The organism is Pseudomonas sp. USHLN015, assembly GCF_037153275.1.
In the GTDB taxonomy this organism is placed as follows: domain Bacteria; phylum Pseudomonadota; class Gammaproteobacteria; order Pseudomonadales; family Pseudomonadaceae; genus Metapseudomonas; species Metapseudomonas tohonis.
Genome location: NZ_JBBCKP010000003.1, coordinates 537228 through 554620, shown reverse-complemented (window position 1 = coordinate 554620; position 17393 = coordinate 537228). Strand labels below are relative to the sequence as shown.

At 63.7% G+C, this 17393-nt stretch carries 19 protein-coding genes and 1 other RNA gene; 4 read left to right on the top strand and 16 right to left on the bottom strand.

Features of this window, described 5'->3' with window-relative positions; all coding sequences use genetic code 11:
- Position 1: 1 nt before the first annotated feature.
- From mraY to rsmI, 9 genes are all read right to left on the bottom strand, one after another.
- Entirely contained in the window at positions 2-1084 is a 1083-nt protein-coding gene (gene mraY / locus WFQ67_RS08775) for a phospho-N-acetylmuramoyl-pentapeptide-transferase (RefSeq protein WP_111262457.1), read from the bottom strand.
- Positions 1085-1086: 2 nt separating this feature from the next.
- A complete protein-coding gene (locus tag WFQ67_RS08770) occupies positions 1087-2451 on the bottom strand; it encodes a UDP-N-acetylmuramoyl-tripeptide--D-alanyl-D-alanine ligase (protein ID WP_337056606.1) in 1365 nt (454 codons plus the stop codon).
- Entirely contained in the window at positions 2444-3907 is a 1464-nt protein-coding gene (locus WFQ67_RS08765; protein WP_337056605.1) for a UDP-N-acetylmuramoyl-L-alanyl-D-glutamate--2,6-diaminopimelate ligase, read from the bottom strand. Before WFQ67_RS08765 ends, WFQ67_RS08770 begins: the two co-directional genes overlap by 8 nt.
- Positions 3907-5640 (bottom strand): peptidoglycan D,D-transpeptidase FtsI family protein, encoded by a 1734-nt coding sequence (locus WFQ67_RS08760; RefSeq protein ID WP_111262460.1) that lies wholly within the window; start codon positions 5638-5640, stop codon positions 3907-3909. Before WFQ67_RS08760 ends, WFQ67_RS08765 begins: the two co-directional genes overlap by 1 nt.
- On the bottom strand, positions 5637-5930 hold the full coding sequence (ftsL, locus tag WFQ67_RS08755; RefSeq protein ID WP_111262461.1) for a cell division protein FtsL: 294 nt from the start codon (positions 5928-5930) through the stop codon (positions 5637-5639). The genes WFQ67_RS08760 and ftsL overlap by 4 nt, the downstream gene beginning before the upstream one ends.
- The gene (gene rsmH / locus WFQ67_RS08750; RefSeq protein ID WP_111262462.1) at positions 5927-6874 is read right to left on the bottom strand and encodes a 16S rRNA (cytosine(1402)-N(4))-methyltransferase RsmH; all 948 of its coding nucleotides are present in this window, start codon (positions 6872-6874) and stop codon (positions 5927-5929) included. Before rsmH ends, ftsL begins: the two co-directional genes overlap by 4 nt.
- Positions 6871-7326 carry a division/cell wall cluster transcriptional repressor MraZ gene (gene mraZ, locus WFQ67_RS08745; RefSeq protein WP_031287485.1) on the bottom strand — a complete coding sequence of 152 codons (456 nt, stop codon included), beginning with the start codon at positions 7324-7326 and terminating at the stop codon, positions 6871-6873. The genes rsmH and mraZ overlap by 4 nt, the downstream gene beginning before the upstream one ends.
- Before the next feature lie 304 nt (positions 7327-7630).
- An RNA gene (rnpB, locus tag WFQ67_RS08740) (RNase P RNA component class A) lies at positions 7631-7988 on the bottom strand.
- Between the two features lie 40 nt (positions 7989-8028).
- The gene (gene rsmI / locus WFQ67_RS08735) at positions 8029-8871 is read right to left on the bottom strand and encodes a 16S rRNA (cytidine(1402)-2'-O)-methyltransferase (RefSeq protein WP_173173585.1); all 843 of its coding nucleotides are present in this window, start codon (positions 8869-8871) and stop codon (positions 8029-8031) included.
- Positions 8872-9023: 152 nt separating this feature from the next.
- Here rsmI and WFQ67_RS08730 point away from each other — a divergent pair, with 152 nt between their 5' ends.
- The 4 genes from WFQ67_RS08730 to WFQ67_RS08715 are packed head-to-tail and all read left to right on the top strand — an operon-like array spanning position 9024 to position 12349.
- On the top strand, positions 9024-10835 hold the full coding sequence (locus WFQ67_RS08730) for a penicillin-binding protein activator (RefSeq protein ID WP_337056602.1): 1812 nt from the start codon (positions 9024-9026) through the stop codon (positions 10833-10835).
- Entirely contained in the window at positions 10832-11200 is a 369-nt protein-coding gene (locus WFQ67_RS08725) for a YraN family protein (RefSeq protein ID WP_173173154.1), read from the top strand. The genes WFQ67_RS08730 and WFQ67_RS08725 overlap by 4 nt, the downstream gene beginning before the upstream one ends.
- Before the next feature lie 28 nt (positions 11201-11228).
- Positions 11229-11822 (top strand): phosphoheptose isomerase, encoded by a 594-nt coding sequence (locus WFQ67_RS08720; protein WP_111262467.1) that lies wholly within the window; start codon positions 11229-11231, stop codon positions 11820-11822.
- Positions 11819-12349, top strand: coding sequence for a BON domain-containing protein (locus tag WFQ67_RS08715; protein ID WP_111262468.1), 531 nt, complete (start codon positions 11819-11821; stop codon positions 12347-12349). The genes WFQ67_RS08720 and WFQ67_RS08715 overlap by 4 nt, the downstream gene beginning before the upstream one ends.
- 48 nt (positions 12350-12397) lie before the next feature.
- On the opposite strand, the gene WFQ67_RS08710 is transcribed toward WFQ67_RS08715, so the two are convergent.
- The 7 genes from WFQ67_RS08710 to rplM all read right to left on the bottom strand — a co-directional run bounded on the left by WFQ67_RS08710 (position 12398) and on the right by rplM (position 17213).
- Positions 12398-12820, bottom strand: a complete 423-nt coding sequence (locus tag WFQ67_RS08710) for a ClpXP protease specificity-enhancing factor (protein ID WP_173173159.1) — start codon at positions 12818-12820, stop codon at positions 12398-12400.
- Positions 12821-12833: 13 nt separating this feature from the next.
- Positions 12834-13451, bottom strand: coding sequence for a glutathione S-transferase N-terminal domain-containing protein (locus WFQ67_RS08705; protein ID WP_111262470.1), 618 nt, complete (start codon positions 13449-13451; stop codon positions 12834-12836).
- 88 nt (positions 13452-13539) lie between these two features.
- Positions 13540-14322, bottom strand: a complete 783-nt coding sequence (locus WFQ67_RS08700) for a cytochrome c1 (protein WP_111262471.1) — start codon at positions 14320-14322, stop codon at positions 13540-13542.
- Entirely contained in the window at positions 14322-15533 is a 1212-nt protein-coding gene (locus WFQ67_RS08695; protein WP_173173161.1) for a cytochrome b, read from the bottom strand. The genes WFQ67_RS08700 and WFQ67_RS08695 overlap by 1 nt, the downstream gene beginning before the upstream one ends.
- The gene (gene petA / locus WFQ67_RS08690; protein WP_111262473.1) at positions 15533-16126 is read right to left on the bottom strand and encodes a ubiquinol-cytochrome c reductase iron-sulfur subunit; all 594 of its coding nucleotides are present in this window, start codon (positions 16124-16126) and stop codon (positions 15533-15535) included. The genes WFQ67_RS08695 and petA overlap by 1 nt, the downstream gene beginning before the upstream one ends.
- A gap of 251 nt (positions 16127-16377) precedes the next feature.
- Positions 16378-16770: a 30S ribosomal protein S9 gene (rpsI, locus tag WFQ67_RS08685; protein WP_111262474.1), complete on the bottom strand. Its 393-nt coding sequence runs from the start codon at positions 16768-16770 to the stop codon at positions 16378-16380.
- A gap of 14 nt (positions 16771-16784) precedes the next feature.
- The gene (gene rplM / locus WFQ67_RS08680) at positions 16785-17213 is read right to left on the bottom strand and encodes a 50S ribosomal protein L13 (protein WP_021217864.1); all 429 of its coding nucleotides are present in this window, start codon (positions 17211-17213) and stop codon (positions 16785-16787) included.
- Positions 17214-17393: the final 180 nt, after the last annotated feature.

Sequence of the window (17393 nt, the reverse complement as noted above, 5' to 3'; positions counted from 1 at the left end):
CTCAACGCAGCTTCAGGGTGGCGAGGCCGATCAGCACGAGGATCACGGTGATGATCCAGAAACGTACGATCACGCGGGGCTCGGGCCAGCCTTTCAGTTCGAAGTGGTGGTGGATAGGGGCCATGCGGAATACACGACGGCCGGTCAATTTGAACGAGGCGACCTGGATCATCACCGACAGCGTCTCCATGACGAACACGCCCCCCATGATGAACAGCACCACTTCCTGGCGCACGATCACGGCGATGGTGCCCAGGGCAGCGCCGAGCGCCAGCGCGCCGACGTCACCCATGAAGACCTGGGCCGGGTAGGTGTTGAACCAGAGGAAGCCGAGGCCGGCGCCCACCAGGGCGGCGCAGAACACGATCAGTTCACCGGCGCCCGGCACATAGGGGATGAACAGGTATTCGGCGAATTTGATGTTGCCCGACAGGTAGCAGAAGATCCCCAACGCGCCGCCGACCATCACGGTCGGCATGATGGCCAGGCCATCCAGCCCGTCGGTCAGGTTGACCGCGTTGCTGGAGCCGACGATCACGAAATAGGTCAGCACGATGAAGCCGACACCCAGCGGGATCCCGACATCCTTGACCATCGGCAGGATCAGGGTGGTCTCCACCGGGCTGGTCGCGGTCATATAAAGGAAGACCGCAGCGCCGATGCCGAACACCGACTGCCAGAAATACTTCCAGCGGCTCGGCAGCCCACGGGAGTTCTTCTCGATCACCTTGCGATAGTCGTCGACCCAACCGATGGCGCCGAACAGCAGCGTCACGCCCAGCACCACCCAGACGTAGCGGTTGGACAGGTCGGCCCAGAGCAGGGTGCTGATGCCGATGGCGGTAAGAATCAGCGCGCCACCCATGGTCGGCGTACCGGACTTGGAGAGGTGCGATTGCGGCCCGTCGTTGCGCACGGACTGGCCGATCTGGCGCACCTGCAGGGTGCGGATCATCCAGGGCCCGAGCCAGAGCGACAGCGACAGCGCCGTAAGGACGCCGAGAATCCCGCGCAGGGTCAGGTACTGGAACACCCCGAACCCCTTATGGAACTGTTGCAGGTACTCAGCGAGCAGCAGCAGCATGATTAGTGAGCCTCCCCCGTTCCGCAGATGGCCGCGACGACCTTGTCCATCGCCGCGCTGCGGGAACCTTTGATCAGAATGGTTGTGTTGGCGTCCTGCTCATCGACCAGGGCCTGGATCAGGCTGGACTGATCGGCGAAATGGCGGCCATCGTCGCCGAAAGCGGCGACTGCATGAGCCATCTGAGGACCGACTGCATAGAGCGCGCTGACCTTGCCGCGGGCGTGGAGCCCCACGTCGCGGTGGCCTTGCTCGGCCCACTCGCCCAGCTCGCCCATATCCCCGAGCACCAGGACGGTGCGGCCGGAAAAGCCGGCGAGTATATCAACGGCCGCGATCATCGAAGCCGGGTTGGCGTTGTAGCTATCGTCGATCACCCGCATGCCACTGGGCGCCAACTGCGCTACGGTGCGGCCCTTGACCGGTTGCAGGTTCTGCAGGCCGTCGCGAATACCGACCAGCGGTACGCCCAGCGCGTGGGCGGCAGCGGCGGCGGCCAATGCATTGGCGACGTTATGCAGGCCCAGCAGGTTGAGCTGGATGTTGGCTTCACCAGCCACGCCCTTGAGGATGAAGGCCATGCAGCCACGAGCATCACGCACGATGGACTCGGCGCGCAGGTCGGCATCGGCGGCATCGAGGCCGAAGCTCAGTACCCGGCGGGCGCCATTGCGCTGGCGCCAGGTATCGAATGCCTTGTCGTCGCGGTTGAGCACGGCGATACCGTTGTCGGCCAGGCCTTCGAGGATCTCGCCCTTGGCCAGGACGATCTTCTCCGGGCCGCCGAACTCGCCCACGTGGGCAGTGCCGGCGTTGTTGATGATCGCAACCTGGGGCCGGGTCAGGCCGACGGTGTAGGCGATCTCGCCCACCCGGGAAGCGCCCAGTTCGATCACGGCGCTGCGGTGCTCCGGCGCCAGTTCGAGCAGGGTGAGCGGCGCGCCCAGGTCGTTGTTGAGGTTGCCGCGGGTAGCCAGGACGGGGCCCTGGGTGCGCAGGATGCTGGCGAGCATCTCCTTGACCGTGGTCTTGCCGCTGGACCCGGTAACCGCGGCCACCTTGCCGGTGAAGGCGTCACGGTTGAGCGCGCCGAGCCGACCAAGGGCGAGGCGGGTATCGGCCACCAGCAACTGCGGCAGCGGCGTGCCCGGGACCTCGCGCTGCACGAGCGCGGCGACGGCCCCTTTGGCGGCGACGTCGGCCAGGTAGTCATGGCCATCGAAATTCGGTCCGACCAGCGCGATGAACAGTTGCCCGGGCTCGACGCGCCGGCTGTCGGTGGACACCGCCGAGAATGCGGCATCCGCCCCGATCAAGCGGGCCTGCAACGGAGCCAGCAGGGCGGAAAGACGCATCGGTTCAAGCATGGCTGGCTCCCCAGGCGCCCAGGGCGGCCTCGGCTTCCTGCAGATCGGAGAACGGCAGGCGCTCGCCGTTGATTTCCTGGTAATCCTCATGCCCCTTGCCGGCCAGCAACACCACGTCGTCGACGCCAGCGGTGGCGATCAGGCGGGCGATGGCGACGCCACGACCGTGGACGAACTCGGCCCTTGCCGCATCGGCGAAGCCAGGGCGGATGTCGTCGAAGATCTGCGCCGGGTCCTCGCTGCGCGGGTTGTCGTCGGTGACCAGTACATGGTCGGCCAGGCGCTCGGCCAAGGCCGCCATCAGCGGGCGCTTGCCACGGTCGCGATCACCGCCGCAGCCGAACAGGCACAGCAGGCGGCCCCGAGCGTGGGGGCGCAGGGCTTCGAGTACCTTTTCCAGGGCGTCGGGGGTGTGGGCGTAATCCACGACCACCAGCGGCTTGTCACCACCGCCCAGGCGCTGCATGCGGCCGGCCGGCCCCTGGAGGCCGGGCAGCGCGCGAAGGATTTCGTCCAGCGGGTAGCCCATGCCCAGCAGGGCACCGACCACCGCCAGCAGGTTGCTGAGGTTGAAACGCCCGAGCAGCGGGCTGCGCAGCAGGCCTTCGCCTTGCGGCGTAACCAGGCTCGCACGCACGCCATCGTCATCGAAATGTGCTTCGCGGCAATAGATGAAGGCGGACGCGTCTTCCTGGCTGTAGCCGATGAGACGGGACTCATGGGTACGCGAGGCGAGTTCGCGGCCGAACGCATCGTCGAGGTTGATCACCCGGCAACGCAGCTCGGGCCAGTCGAACAGGCGAGCCTTGGCAGCGCCATAGGCCTCCATCGAACCGTGGTAGTCGAGATGATCGCGGGACAGGTTGGTGAACACCGCGACATCGAAGGCGAGTGCGGCCACGCGCCCCTGCTCCAGTCCATGGGAGGAAACCTCCATCGCCACGGCGCGGGCACCGGCCTGCTTGAGGTTTGCCAGGGTGGCCTGCACCGCCAACGGGTCGGGGGTCGTATGGCGGCCGCTCTCCAGCTCGCCGTGGAAGCCTGTCCCCAGGGTCCCGACGATGCCGCAACGCTCGCCGAGCAGGTCCAGGGCCTGGGCGATCAGTTGGCTGACGCTGGTCTTGCCATTGGTTCCGGTGACGCCCACGAGATTCAGGCCGCGGCTGGGCTCGCCATAGAAGCGCCCGGCGATGGCCGAGAGCTGGCCAGCCAATCCCTTGATGGCCAACAGTTCGGCACCGCTGGCATCGACAGCCGGGGCGCCTTCCGCTTCGTACGCGACAGCACTGGCGCCGCGAGCGATGGCATCGGCGATATGGTCGCGGCCGTCGTGCTGGGCGCCGGGAACCGCCAGGAACAGGTCACCCGGGCGCACCTTGCGGCTGTCCAGGGTCAGTTCACGGATCAGGGTGGCGCTTTCGGCCTGGGGCAACAATTGATTCAGTGGCATGGGCATCAGATCCGCCCTCCTTTGCCGGTAGCCGCTTCCGCGGTCTGTTGTTCCTCGGTGGGCAGGTTGTCCGGTGCGATGTTCATCAGGCGCAACGCGCCAGCCATGACCCTGCCGAATACGGGTGCCGAGACCAGGCCACCGAAGTAGCCGGCCTTGCTGGGTTCATCGATCACCACCACCATCGCCAGACGCGGATTGGTGGACGGACCGAAGCCCGCGAAGAGCGAGCGGTAGGCGTTCTGGGTGTAGCCCTTGGCACCGACAGTGGCCTTGCGCGCCGTGCCGCTCTTGCCGGAAACGTGATAGCCCGGCACCTGGGCGCGGAACACGCCGCGCGGCGCCTCGACCACTTGCTGGAGCATGCCCTGCATGGTCTTGGCGACATCCCCGGGGATCACCTGGGTCCCGACAGGCAGGCTGTCGACCCGGGTCATCGAAAGGGGCACGGCCTGGCCGTTGTTGGCCAGCGTGGCGTAGGCATGGACCATCTGGATGGCGGTCACCGAGAGGCCGTAGCCATAGGACAGGGTCGCGGTCTCGGCCTTGCGCCACTCACGGTGGTTGGGCAGGTTGCCCACGCGCTCGCCGGGGAAGCCGAGGCCGGTATCCTGGCCGAGGCCCAGCTGGCGCATGGTCTCGTAGATGGTCTCGCCGCCGATGTCGAAGGCGATCTTGCTCATGCCGACGTTGCTGGAATTGATCAGGATGCCGGTCAGGTCGAGGATCGGGCCCTCGGTCTTGGAGACGTCCTTGATGGTGTAGCGGCCGATCTGCAGCGAACCGGGGTAGACCTCGACCTTGTCCTCGGGCTTCCAGCGCCCGCTCTGCAAGGCGGCGGACATGGAGATCGGCTTGACCGTCGAACCCGGCTCGAACACGTCGATCATGGCGCGGTTGCGCATGGCCGCCGGCTGCAGGTTGCGGCGGTTGTTCGGGTTGTAGGTGGGCTGGTTGGCCATGGCCAGCACTTCGCCAGTCTTGACGTCGACGATCACCAGGCTGCCGGCCTTGGCACCGTTCTCCACCAGCGCGTTGCGCAGCTCGCGGTGGGCGAGGTACTGCAGGCGCAGGTCGATGGACAGGGCCAGGGTCTTGCCAGGCTTGGCGTTCTTGGCGACCTGGACGTCCTTGATCAGGCGACCACGGCGATCCTTGAGCACCTGGCGCTTGCCGGGTACGCCGGCCAGCCACTGGTCGAAGGACAGCTCGACGCCCTCGCGACCGCGATCGTCGACGTCGGTGAAGCCGACCACATGGGCGGTCACCTCGCCGGCCGGGTAGAAGCGACGGAACTCTTCGATGGCGTACACGCCCGGCAGCTTGCGGGCAAGGATCGCCTGCCCCTGCTCAGGCGTCAGGCCACGAGCGAGATAGAGGAATTCGCGACCGGCGTTCTGCTCGATGCGCTCGGCGAAGATCTTCGGGTCCTGCCCCAGGGTCGCAGCGATGACCGGCCATTGGTCACGCACGGCCATCAGGTCCTTGGGGTTGGTCCAGAGGGTGGTGACCGGGGTGCTGACTGCCAGCGGCTCACCGTTGCGATCGGTGATCAGGCCACGGTGTGCCGGAATCGGGATGTGCCGCACGCTGCGCGCATCGCCCTGCCCCTTGAGGAAGTCGCGATCAATCACGTGCAGGTCCACGATACGCCAGGAGATGGCCGCGACCATGAGGGCGAGCAGCACCAGGACCACCCGGAAGCGCCAGGGGTAGAGCGCCCCCTCAAGGTTGATCATGGCGCCACCATGCGGATTTCCGCAGGTTCGGGGATACGCATCTTCAATTGCTCGCTGGCCAGCGACTCGATGCGGTTGTGCGCAGTCCAGGTGCTCTGCTCCAGCACCAGGCGGCCCCACTCGGCCTGCGCCTTGTCGCGCACGCTGAGTTCGGTATAGAGCTTGTTGAGCAACTGCCTGTTCCAGTGCGCGCTGTAGGACACGCCGATGGCGGAAACCAGCACGGCGATGAACAGCAACAGCATCAGGAAGCTGCCGCCCGGCAGGGGCTTGGCGTAGATACGGCTCATCTGAGCTTCTCCGCCACACGCATGACGGCGCTGCGCGAACGCGGGTTGGCCTTCAGCTCTTCTTCGGATGCGAACTGCGGCTTGCCCAGCAGCTTCAGCCGGGGATCGAAGGCCGGGGGACGGATCGGCAGGTTGCGCGGCAGTTTGTCTGCCTCGCCTTTCGCATGCTTGCGCATGAACAGCTTGACGATGCGGTCTTCCAGGGAGTGGAAGCTGATAACGACCAGTCGGCCGCCAACGGCGAGATTCTCCAGGGCAGCCTCGAGGCCACGCTCCAGATCACCCAGCTCGTTGTTCACATGGATGCGAATGCCCTGGAAAGCACGGGTAGCCGGATTCTTGCCTTTTTCCCAGGCGGGATTGGCCACCGTGAGCACGGCAGCGAGGTCGGCGGTGCGCTCGAAGGGCTTCTCGGCCCGGCGCTGCACAACGGCACGCGCCATGCGCTTGGCGAAGCGTTCCTCGCCATATTCCTTGAGCACGCGGGCGATCTCATCCTCGGGCGCGGTGGCGATCCATTGCGCGGCACTGACGCCGCGAGTGGGGTCCATGCGCATATCGAGGGGACCGTCGTTGAGGAAGCTGAAGCCACGCTCGGCGTCATCCAGCTGCGGCGAGGAGACACCGAGATCGAGCAGGACGCCATCGACCTTGCCGGCCAGGCCTCGCTCGGCGAGCTCGCCCGCCATCTCGGCGAAACTGCGCTGCACAATGACAAAGCGGCCGTCTTCGGCCGCCAGCGCTTGCCCTGTAGCTATGGCTTGGGGGTCCTTGTCGAAACCGAGCAGCCGGCCCTCCTCACCAAGATGCCGGAGGATCAACCGACTGTGCCCCCCGCGACCGAAGGTGCCGTCCAGGTAGCAGCCGTCCGCACGCACGGCGAGGCTGTCTACGGCCTCGTCGAGCAGGACGGTGATGTGGCGGAAGCTGCTTTCGGTACTCACAGGATAAGGTCACGCAGTTCGTCCGGCAGGCCGCCGGGTTGTTTGATTGCCATCAGGTCCGCATCGGAAATCGCGTTCCAGGCGTCTTCGTCCCATATCTGGAACTTGTTCAACTGGCCAACCAGCATCGCCTTCTTGTCCAGGCCCGCGTACTCGCGCAAGCGCGGCGGGACCAGGAAACGACCGTTGCCGTCCAACTCGAGGTCGACGGCGTTACCGATCAGGAGGCGTTGCAGGCGGCGGGTTTCTTCACGCAGGGACGGCAGCTCGCGAAGCTTGGCTTCGATGAGCTCCCATTCGGGGAGCGGGTAGAGGGTCAGACAGCGGTCGACGGCATCGATGGTGACGATGAGCTGGCCATCACAACGCGAAAAAAGCTCATCACGATACCGACTCGGCATCGCGATGCGCCCTTTGGCGTCGAGACTGATGGCATTTGCTCCGCGAAACACGGCTGCGCTTCCCCTGTTTTAGGCTTCCCGTACCAATTGATCCCACTTTGTCCCACTTTGCACCACTTCCGCACACTATAGAAATGCGCGCGCCCCACCGTCAAGGCGGGCAAAGACGGAAAATTCCTTACAGGACGGAGATTTAGCGAGCTTTTGGGAGGGGGCGGGAGAGATATTGCAGCGGATTTCAGGCACAAAAATAAGACGCACCAGAGAGCTGAAGCGCGAACTTAAAGTAATTTCTCAAGAGTAAGATTTTTTCGGTATTTCAGACGTGGAGCAAATAAAGCGGAAGTGGGGAGAAGTGGAGAGTCGATCTGTAAGCCGGGTTCTGTCGTGGACAGTCATTCATCTACGGCTGCCATCACTGACAGCCTTTAGCAACCTACCCGAATCCGACGCGGGCCACGCCAAGGATTCCTATTTGGTCTTGCTCCGAGTGGGGTTTACCTAGCCACGAACTGTTGCCAGTCGCGCGGTGCGCTCTTACCGCACCTTTTCACCCTTACCGGCGCTTGCGCGCTTAGGCGGTTATTTTCTGTGGCACTTTCCGTAGGCTTTCGCCTCCCAGGCGTTACCTGGCACTCTGCCCTGCGGAGCCCGGACTTTCCTCCCTCTCAAAATCGCGAACGAAATGAGACAGCGACTGTCCGATCGACTCTCCGCCGCCAAGGGTAGCGGCAGGCCAGCAGAAGAACAAGCTCAAGAATCGCGCTGGCGCTCCAGCGCAGCCTGGTAGAGCAGGTTCTTGCGCACCCCGGTTATTTCCGCAGCCAGCGCCGCCGCTCGCTTCAGGGGTAGTTCGGCAAGCAGCAGATCGAGCACACGCAACGCTTCACCACTGATCGCATCTTCGCCCTCGGGCGCCTGCCAGCCAGCCACCAGCAGCACACACTCACCCCGCTGCTGATTGCTATCACTCGCAACCCAATCGCGCAGCGCGGCCAGCGGGCTGCCCTTCAGCGTTTCGAACGTCTTGGTCAACTCGCGCGCAAGCACCGCCTGACGCTCTGCCCCGAAGATCGAAACCATGTCCTCCAGGCATTCGAGTATCCGATGCGGAGCCTCGTAGAAGATGAGGGTGCGCGACTCCTCCTTTACCGACTCCAGGCGCGAGCGACGGCCGGCCGTCTTCGCGGGAAGAAAGCCCTCGAATATGAAGCGATCCGAGGGGAGGCCCGCCGCAGAAAGCGCCGCGATCAGGGCGCTGGGCCCCGGCACAGGCACCACGGCGATGCCGGCCGCCCGAACCTGCCGCACCAGGTGATAGCCAGGATCGGATATCAGCGGGGTACCAGCATCGGAAATCAACGCGACATCCTCGCCAGCCTGCAGGCGCGCCAGAAAACGGCCGCCCTCCTCGCGCTCGTTGTGATCATGGCAGGCCGCCAACGGCGTATCGATGCCGAAGTGCTGAAGCAGGCGCATGGAGTGCCGGGTGTCCTCGGCGGCGATGAGGGACACCTCGCGCAGCACTCGCAGCGCACGAGCACTGATGTCATCGAGATTCCCGATGGGCGTGGCCACCACGTAAAGCTTGCCCAAGGTGGCAACAGAGCCTGGGGAAACGGTCACAAGACACCTCGGAATTCACTTAAAGGCGCGCATTGTAGCCCGTTTCTGACCTCCAACATCGCACCCCGGGCGGGCCTTGGGTACAATCCGACGCTTCTTTGATCGAGTACCGGGATCGTTAAATGATCGCTTGCCTGCGCCCGCTTTCCGCACTCTGCCTCGTCGGCCTGCTGGCCGCCTGTGGCAGTTCGCCCACCTCAACTCTCGGCGAACTGCCCCGCACGCCCCAGGCCAGCATCGAGCAGATGCTTCAGCAAGCGAACGACAGCAAGCCGGAGCAGGCTGCCCTCCTGCGCCTTGCCGCTGCCGACCTGGCGTACAAGCAGCAGGATATAGGCCGCTCGGCCCGCATTCTCGAACAGGTCCCGCTGGACGGCCTCAAGCCCGCCCAGCAGGTATACGCCAGCACCCTGGCGGCCGAACTCGCCATGGCACGCAACCAGCCCAAGAGCGCCCTCAAGGCCCTGAGCCATCCGAGCCTGGAGCGTCTGGCCGAGCTGCCGGTGGAACAGCAGGTCCGCACCCAACTGATCCGCGCCCGCGCCCTGGAGGCCGACGGCCAGAACCTCGCCGCCGCACGTGAGCGCGTATTCATCGCCCCGCTGCTCAACGGCGAAGCCGAGAAGACCAACCACGAAGCGATCTGGGCCCTGGTGTCCAACCTGCCAGCCGACCAGTTGCAGGCCGGCGGCGATGCCGATCTCGCCGGCTGGATGGAACTGGCGCGCGTGACCAAGAGCGCCGGCACCCTGGAGCAACAACAGGCGGCCATCGAAACCTGGCGCACCCAGAATCCGCAACACCCAGTTGCCGAGCAGCTCCCTGCCCCCCTTCTCAAACTGAAGGAACTGGCCAACCAGCCCCTGACCAAGATCGCCCTGCTGCTGCCCCAGGAAGGCCCGCTCGCCTCGGTGGCCCGCGCCCTTCGAGACGGCTTCCTCGCCGCTCACTACCAGGCTCAGCAGGCCGGCCAGAACCCGCCGGCCATCCAGCTCTACGACAGCTCGCACCTCAGCTCCCTTGATGACTTCTATCGCCAGGCACAGGCCGACGGCGTACAACTCGTGGTCGGGCCGCTGGAGAAACCGCTGGTCAAGCAGATGAGCGACCGCGAGCAACTGCCCATCACCACGCTTGCCCTCAACTACAGCGACGCCGGCCAGGAAGGCCCCGCCCAGTTGTTCCAGTTCGGTCTTGCCGCCGAGGACGAAGCCCGTGAAGTGGCCCGCCGCGCCTGGGGTGACGGCATGCGTCGCGCCGTGGCACTGGTGCCGCGTGGCGAATGGGGCGACCGTGTACTCAATGCATTCCGCCAGAACTGGGAACAGTCCGGCGGCAGCCTGATCGCCGCCGAGCACGTCGATCAGCCGGTGGAACTGGCCCAGCAGATCGCCGACCTCTTCCAACTGCGCCAGAGCGAATCGCGCGCCAAGCGCTTGCAGAGCACCCTCGGCACGCAGGTCGCCGCTCAACCCTCGCGCCGCCAGGATGTCGACTTCATCTTCCTCGCCGCCACGCCGCAGCAGGCCCAGCAGATCAAACCCACCCTGGCCTTCCAATACGCCGGCGACGTGCCCGTGTATGCCACCTCCCACCTGTACACCGGCAGCAACGACCAGGCCCAGTACCTGGACCTGAACGGCATCCGCTTCTGCGAAACCCCCTGGCTGCTCAACAGCAACGACCCGCTGCGCCAGCAGGTCGATCGCCAGTGGCCGCAAGCCGGGGGCAGCCTGGGCCGCCTCTACGCCATGGGCGTGGACGCCTATCGCCTCGCCCCGCGCCTCAACCAGCTCAAGGCCCTGCCGGAAAGTCGTGTCGACGGCCTCTCCGGCAGCCTGAGCCTGAACCCCGCTCAACGCATCGAGCGCCAACTGCCCTGGGCCGAATTCCGCGACGGCCAGGTGCAGCGTCTCCCCGACAGCGATTCTTGAACCAGCGACAGAGCAGCGGGCAAGCGGCAGAAGCCCTTGCCCGCACCCACCTCGAAGGTCATGGCTTGCGCCTGCTGGCCAGCAACTGGCGGTGCCCGCGAGGCGAGCTCGATCTGGTCATGCTGGACGGCGATACAGTAGTATTCGTCGAAGTACGCTACCGACGGCATGCCGCCTGGGGCGGCGCCCTGGAGAGCGTCGATGCGCGCAAGCGCGCCAAGCTGATCACCGCAGCCCAGCACTTCCTCCAGAAGGAATCCCGCTGGTCTCGATACCCGTGCCGATTTGACGTGGTCGCCATCAACTCGATGGATGGCGACTCACCCCCGCGACTGACATGGCTGCAGAACGCCTTTGATACCTGAGCAGTCGCTCCCACTTAAGGTCAACCCGATGGACATGCAACCCCGAATCCGCCAGCTCTTCCAGGCCAGCATCGACACCAAGCTGCTCGCCATGGAGATGCTCGCTCCGCACATCGAGCATGCGAGCATGGTGATGGTCAACGCGCTGCTCAACGAGGGCAAGATACTCTCGTGTGGCAATGGCGGCTCCGCCGGCGACGCCCAGCACTTCTCCTCGGAGCTGCTCAATCGCTTCGAGCGCGAACGCCCCAGCCTGCCCGCGCTGGCGCTGACCACCGACAGCTCGACCATCACCTCCATCGCCAACGACTACAGCTACAACGAGATCTTCTCCAAGCAGATCCGCGCCCTGGGCCAACCCGGCGACATCCTGCTGGCGATCTCAACCAGCGGGAACTCCGCGAACATCATCCAGGCCATCCAGGCCGCACATGACCGCGAAATGATTGTCGTAGCCCTGACCGGCCGCGACGGCGGCGGCATGGCCTCGCTGCTGCTGCCCGAAGATGTCGAGATCCGTGTACCCGCCAAGTCCACGGCGCGTATCCAGGAAGTTCATCTGCTGGCCATCCATTGCCTTTGTGACCTGATCGATCGTCAACTGTTTGGGAGTGAAGAATGACGCGTTCCCCCCTGATCCTCGCCTGCCTCGCCGTCACCCTGGTTCTGGGTGGCTGCGGTGGCCGTACCATCGGCAAGACCATCGACGACCAGTCCACGCCCTCCAAGGTGCGGGCCAAGATCGAAGCGGCGAACCCTGATCTCAAGACCAATTCGCACATCGTCGTGACCAGCTACAACGGCGTCGTGCTGCTGGCCGGACAGACCCCCAACGACAACCTCAAGGCCCAGGCCGAACAGGCCGCGCGTACCGCACAGGGCGTGAAGAAGGTGCACAACGAACTGCATGTCGGGCAGAACTCCTCGACCCTGGCCCGCATGAACGACAGCACCATCACCACCAAGATCACCACCCAGCTACTGGCCGACAGCCAGATTCCCAGCTCGCAGATCAAAGTCGTGACCGAGAACGGCATCGTCTACCTGCTCGGCCTGGTGACCCGCCAGGAAGCAGCCAAGGCCACCAGCGTGGTCCAGGGCGTCTCCGGCGTACAGCGCATCGTCAAGCTGTTCGAGTACACCAACTGACCGAACTGCGGACACAAAAAAGGCGATCCAACCGGATCGCCTTTTTTATTACTTGACCACCTTGAGGCTGGGGCGCCCGCTGGGTCGCGGCGAGCCTCCGGACGGATCGCCGCCGGAAGGGCCATCATCCTCGGGCCCCAGGTCCTCGTCGTCTACCACCGGCGGCTCCAGATCGAAGACCATGCCCTGCCCGTTCTCCCGCGCATAGATGGCCATGATCGCCGGCGCAGGAATGTAGAGGGTGTGGGCGACGCCCCCAAAACGCCCCTCGAAGCTCACCGCCTCGTTATCCATGTGCAGGTGACGCACGGCACTGGGAGAAACGTTGAGCACGATCTGGCCATCGTTGGCATAACCGGCCGGCACCTGAACACCGGCATGCTCCGCATTGACCAGCAGGTGCGGGGTGCAATTGTTGTCGACTATCCACTCGTAGAGCGCACGGACAAGGTAGGGACGACTGGAGTTCATCAGGTGCTCCTCATCAGCGCATGTCGCGCTCGACGGCTGACAGACTGGCCTGGAAGCCGTCGCGTACGAACAGGCGCTCCATGTAGTCCAGCAGCGGCTTGGCAGGGCGAGGCAACTCGATTCCCAGCACCGGCAGGCGCCAGAGGATCGGCAGCAGACAGCAGTCTACAAGACTGAGGTCTTCGCTCAGGAAAAATGGCTTGTCGGCGAACAGTGGCGATACACCGGTGAGACTCTCGCGCAGCTCCTTGCGAGCGACGGCCTTGGCAGCCTCCTTCACCCGGGAGTCGAGAATCTGGTCCACCAGGCTGCACCAATCACGCTGAACGCGGTGCATGAGGAGACGGGTGTTGCCCCGCGCAACCGGATAGACCGGCATGAGCGGCGGGTGCGGATAGCGTTCCTCGAGGTATTCCATGACCACGGTGGGCTCATAGAGCGCCAGGTCACGATCAACCAGGGTCGGCACACTGCCGTAGGGGTTGACCTCGGCCAGCCTGGGCGGACAGCGCCCCGGCTCGACATCGATGATGTCCGCAGCGACACCCTTCTCGGCGAGCACGATGCGTACACGATGGGAATAGTGGTCTGCGGGGTCGGAGTAACAGGCCAACCTGTTGGTCACGGCCATGGCGCCCTCCTCGCTTGAAGTTATGCAGTAGTAGAAAAACGCGCGCGCCCATTAAGGGCGCGCGAGTATACAACGATGGAGCCAGCTATCAGTGCACGTCTTTCCAGTATTCGCGCTTGAGCAGGTAGGCGAACACGAAGAAGAAGGCCAGGTACAGCAGAACGTAGGTGCCGATGCGCTGCATGTGCAGCTTGTTCGGGTCAGCGGAGTAGGCCAGGAAGGTCACAAGATTCTGCACCTTCTGGTCGAACTCGGCTTCGCTCAGCTTGCCGGTCTTCGGCACGATGGTCAGCTGGTCGCACGCTTCATGGGTGATGGGAGCGCCCGTCAGCGGATCGTACTGCTTCTTGCCTTCCTCGACCGCCTGGACCTGCTTGCAACCCACGACCTGGCGACCCTGCAGGCCGACCAGCACGTTGGGCATGCCGACGTTCGGGAAGATCTTGTTGTTCACGCCCCAGGGACGCGCCGGATCTTCGTAGAAGTTGCGCAGGTAGCTGTACAGCCAATCGGTACCACGAACACGGGCGACCAGGGTCAGGTCCGGCGGCGCGGCGCCGAACCAGGTCTTGGCATCGCTCGGCTTCATGCCGATCTGCATGTGGTCGCCGATCTTGGCACCGGTGAACACCAGGTTTTCCAGCATCAGCTCTTCGGGAATGCCCAGGTCCTTGGCCACGCGCTCATAGCGCTGGAACTTGGCACTGTGGCAGCCCATGCAGTAGTTGGCGAAGGTACGAGCGCCGTCCTGCAGTGCAGCCTTGTCGGTCAGGTCGATATCGACATGATCCAGTTCTACATCATGGCCACCGGCGGCGAAGGTCAAGGCCGGCAGTGCAGCGATAACAAATGCAGCGAATAGCTTTTTCATCAGCCTGTCACCCTTTCCGGAACCGGTTTGGTTTTTTCCATCCTGGTGTAGAAGGGCATCAGGATGAAGTACGCGAAGTACAGGATGGTGCACACCTGCGACAGCAGCGTACGGCCCGGGGTCGGCGCAAGAACACCCAGCACGCCGAGGATGACGAAGGACACGCAGAAGACCAGCAGCCAGATCTTGCTCAGCCAGCCCTTGTAGCGCATCGACTTGACGGGGCTGCGATCCAGCCACGGCAGGACGAAGAGCACAGCAATGGCAGCGCCCATGGCGATGACGCCCATCAGCTTGTCCGGAACCGCGCGGAGAATCGCGTAGAACGGGGTGAAGTACCACACCGGCGCGATGTGCTCAGGGGTCTTGAACGGGTTCGCCTGTTCGAAGTTCGGCTTCTCGAGGAAGTAGCCGCCCATCTCCGGGAAGAAGAACACCACGAAGCAGAACACGAAGAGGAAGACCACCACACCGACGATGTCTTTCACGGTGTAGTAGGGGTGGAAGGCGATGCCGTCGAGCGGAATGCCGTTCTCGTCCTTCTTCTTCTTGATGTCCACGCCATCGGGGTTGTTCGAACCCACTTCGTGCAGGGCAAGGATGTGCAGCACGACCAGGCCGAGGATCACGATCGGCAGGGCGATCACGTGCAGCGCGAAGAAGCGGTTCAGGGTGATGCCGGAGATCAGGTAGTCACCGCGGATCCACTGGGTCAGGTCACCACCGATGACGGGGATGGCACCGAACAGCGAGATGATCACCTGGGCACCCCAGTAGGACATCTGGCCCCAGGGCAGCAGGTAGCCCATGAAGGCCTCGGCCATCAGGGCGAGGTAGATCAGCATGCCGAAGATCCAAACCAGCTCACGCGGCTTCTGGTAGGAGCCGTAGAGCAGGCCGCGGAACATGTGCATGTAGACCACGATGAAGAACGCCGAGGCGCCGGTGGAGTGCAGGTAGCGAATGATCGCCCCGTACTCGACGTCGCGCATGATGTACTCGACGGAGGCGAAGGCTTCTTCCGCGGACGGCGTGAAGCTCATGGTCAGCCAGATGCCGGTGAGGATCTGGTTCACCAGGACCAGCAGGGCCAGGGAGCCGAAGAAATAGAAGAAGTTGAAGTTCTTCGGAGCGTAGTACTTGCTCAGATGGTCTTCCCACATCTTGGTCGCGGGGAAGCGCGCATCGATCCATTCCATGAATTTGCTCATTAGGCCTTCTCCTGGTCCACACCGATGACGATGACATCATCCGACTCGTAGGAGTGGGGCGGCACCGGCAGGTTCAAGGGAGCGGGCTGCGCCTTGTAGACACGGCCAGCGAGGTCGTAGCGCGAACCGTGGCAGGGGCAGAAATAGCCACCCACCCACTCGGCGCCCAGGTCGGCAGGCGCAACTTCCGGACGGAAGGAGGGCGAGCAGCCGAGGTGGGTGCAGAGACCGACCAGAACCAGGATCTCCGGCTTGATCGAGCGGTTATGCGGATCGACATAGGTCGGCTGCACGGATGCTTCGGACTTCGGGTCAGCCATGCGCTCGTCGATCTTGCCCAGGTTGCCGAGGATCTCCTCGGTACGGCGAACGATGAATACCGGCTGACCGCGCCATTCAGCAATCATCTGCTGACCTGCTTCGATCTTGCTGATATTCACCTTCACCGGTGCCCCTGCGGCCTTGGCCTTCGCACTGGGCTGCCATGACCCCACGAACGGGATCGCAGCACCCACCGCTCCTGCAGCACCCACCACGGATGTGGCTGCTACGAGGAAGCGACGCCGGCCTGCATTCACGCCGTCATTGCTCATTCAGTCGTCTCCCATCAGCTTTTGTGGCCTGTTGTTCAGGCCTCTACTAAGTAAAAATCGAGCCGCGCAAAAAATTCGCCAAATGGTAAAGAAAACCCCCTCTCCTGACAAGGTAATAGCCGGATACAAAACTGCTGAAAGCCTTGAGAGATAAGGGTTACGCGCGTGCGACAAGCTGTCGCAGGGCGTTTTCGCGGGCATAAAAAAACGCCCAGATCCACAAGGGCCTGGGCGTTTTTCGAAGCGTCGTATTAACGCTTGGAGTACTGCGGACGCTTACGCGCTTTACGCAGACCGACCTTCTTACGCTCGACTTCGCGGGCATCGCGAGTCACGTAGCCGGCCTTGCGCAGCGGGCTGCGCAGGGCTTCGTCGTAGCTGATCAGGGCACGGGTGATACCGTGACGGATCGCACCGGCCTGACCGCTGACACCACCACCGAGCACGGTGACGTAGATGTCGAACTTCTCGACGGTCTCGGTCAGCTCCAGCGGCTGACGCACGACCATGCGAGCGGTTTCGCGGCCGAAGAACTGATCCAGGCTGCGGTTGTTGATGGAAATCTTGCCAGTACCCGGACGCAGGAATACGCGTGCGGTTGCAGTCTTACGACGGCCAGTGCCGTAGTTTTGAGTCGCCGACATAATGAACTATCCCGTTAAATCTTCAGTTCTTGGGGCTGCTGAGCGGTGTGCGGGTGAGCAGAACCCTTGTACACCTTCAGCTTGCGATACATGTCGCGACCCAGCGGGTTCTTCGGCAGCATGCCTTTGACCGCGGTCTCGATCACGCGCTCAGGGGCCTTGGCAATCAGCTTCTCGAAGTTGATTTCCTTGATGCCGCCCGGGAAGCCGGAGTGCGAGTAGTACATTTTGTCGGTAGTCTTGGCACCGGTCACACGTACCTGCTCGGCGTTGATCACGACGATGTAGTCGCCGGTGTCAACGTGCGGGGTGTATTCCGGCTTGTGCTTGCCGCGCAGGCGGCTAGCAATTTCGGTGGCCAGACGACCCAGGGTCTGACCGGCAGCGTCGACGACATACCAGTCGCGCTTAACAGTTTCCGGTTTTGCAGTAAAAGTCTTCATTCGCTATAGCCTCAGGGGCCGCCCTGAAAATAAGACGGCGGATCTTACTGAATAGTGCTCGCCCTGGCAACACAGGGCAGCCGGAAACAGACGCTATCGGGGGCTCGGGTCAGCGCGTCCGCACACGGCATGGGGGTTTCGGCGGGCTAGGCATCCCCACCTTCCTTCTTCGCGAGCTAG

Excerpts from the sequence above, each read along its gene's own strand:
- WFQ67_RS08705 (WP_111262470.1), bottom strand. The coding sequence starts at position 13,451 with ATGGCCGTGACCAACAGGTTGGCCTGTTACTCCGACCCCGCAGACCAC.
- WFQ67_RS08730 (WP_337056602.1), top strand. The coding sequence starts at position 9,024 with ATGATCGCTTGCCTGCGCCCGCTTTCCGCACTCTGCCTCGTCGGCCTG.
- WFQ67_RS08770 (WP_337056606.1), bottom strand. The coding sequence starts at position 2,451 with ATGCTTGAACCGATGCGTCTTTCCGCCCTGCTGGCTCCGTTGCAGGCC.
- WFQ67_RS08700 (WP_111262471.1), bottom strand. The coding sequence starts at position 14,322 with ATGAAAAAGCTATTCGCTGCATTTGTTATCGCTGCACTGCCGGCCTTG.
- rplM (WP_021217864.1), bottom strand. The coding sequence starts at position 17,213 with ATGAAGACTTTTACTGCAAAACCGGAAACTGTTAAGCGCGACTGGTAT.
- rpsI (WP_111262474.1), bottom strand. The coding sequence starts at position 16,770 with ATGTCGGCGACTCAAAACTACGGCACTGGCCGTCGTAAGACTGCAACC.
- petA (WP_111262473.1), bottom strand. The coding sequence starts at position 16,126 with ATGAGCAATGACGGCGTGAATGCAGGCCGGCGTCGCTTCCTCGTAGCA.
- WFQ67_RS08710 (WP_173173159.1), bottom strand. The coding sequence starts at position 12,820 with ATGAACTCCAGTCGTCCCTACCTTGTCCGTGCGCTCTACGAGTGGATA.
- mraY (WP_111262457.1), bottom strand. The coding sequence starts at position 1,084 with ATGCTGCTGCTGCTCGCTGAGTACCTGCAACAGTTCCATAAGGGGTTC.
- WFQ67_RS08715 (WP_111262468.1), top strand. The coding sequence starts at position 11,819 with ATGACGCGTTCCCCCCTGATCCTCGCCTGCCTCGCCGTCACCCTGGTT.
- WFQ67_RS08760 (WP_111262460.1), bottom strand. The coding sequence starts at position 5,640 with ATGATCAACCTTGAGGGGGCGCTCTACCCCTGGCGCTTCCGGGTGGTC.
- WFQ67_RS08695 (WP_173173161.1), bottom strand. The coding sequence starts at position 15,533 with ATGAGCAAATTCATGGAATGGATCGATGCGCGCTTCCCCGCGACCAAG.
- WFQ67_RS08720 (WP_111262467.1), top strand. The coding sequence starts at position 11,229 with ATGGACATGCAACCCCGAATCCGCCAGCTCTTCCAGGCCAGCATCGAC.
- WFQ67_RS08765 (WP_337056605.1), bottom strand. The coding sequence starts at position 3,907 with ATGCCCATGCCACTGAATCAATTGTTGCCCCAGGCCGAAAGCGCCACC.
- ftsL (WP_111262461.1), bottom strand. The coding sequence starts at position 5,930 with ATGAGCCGTATCTACGCCAAGCCCCTGCCGGGCGGCAGCTTCCTGATG.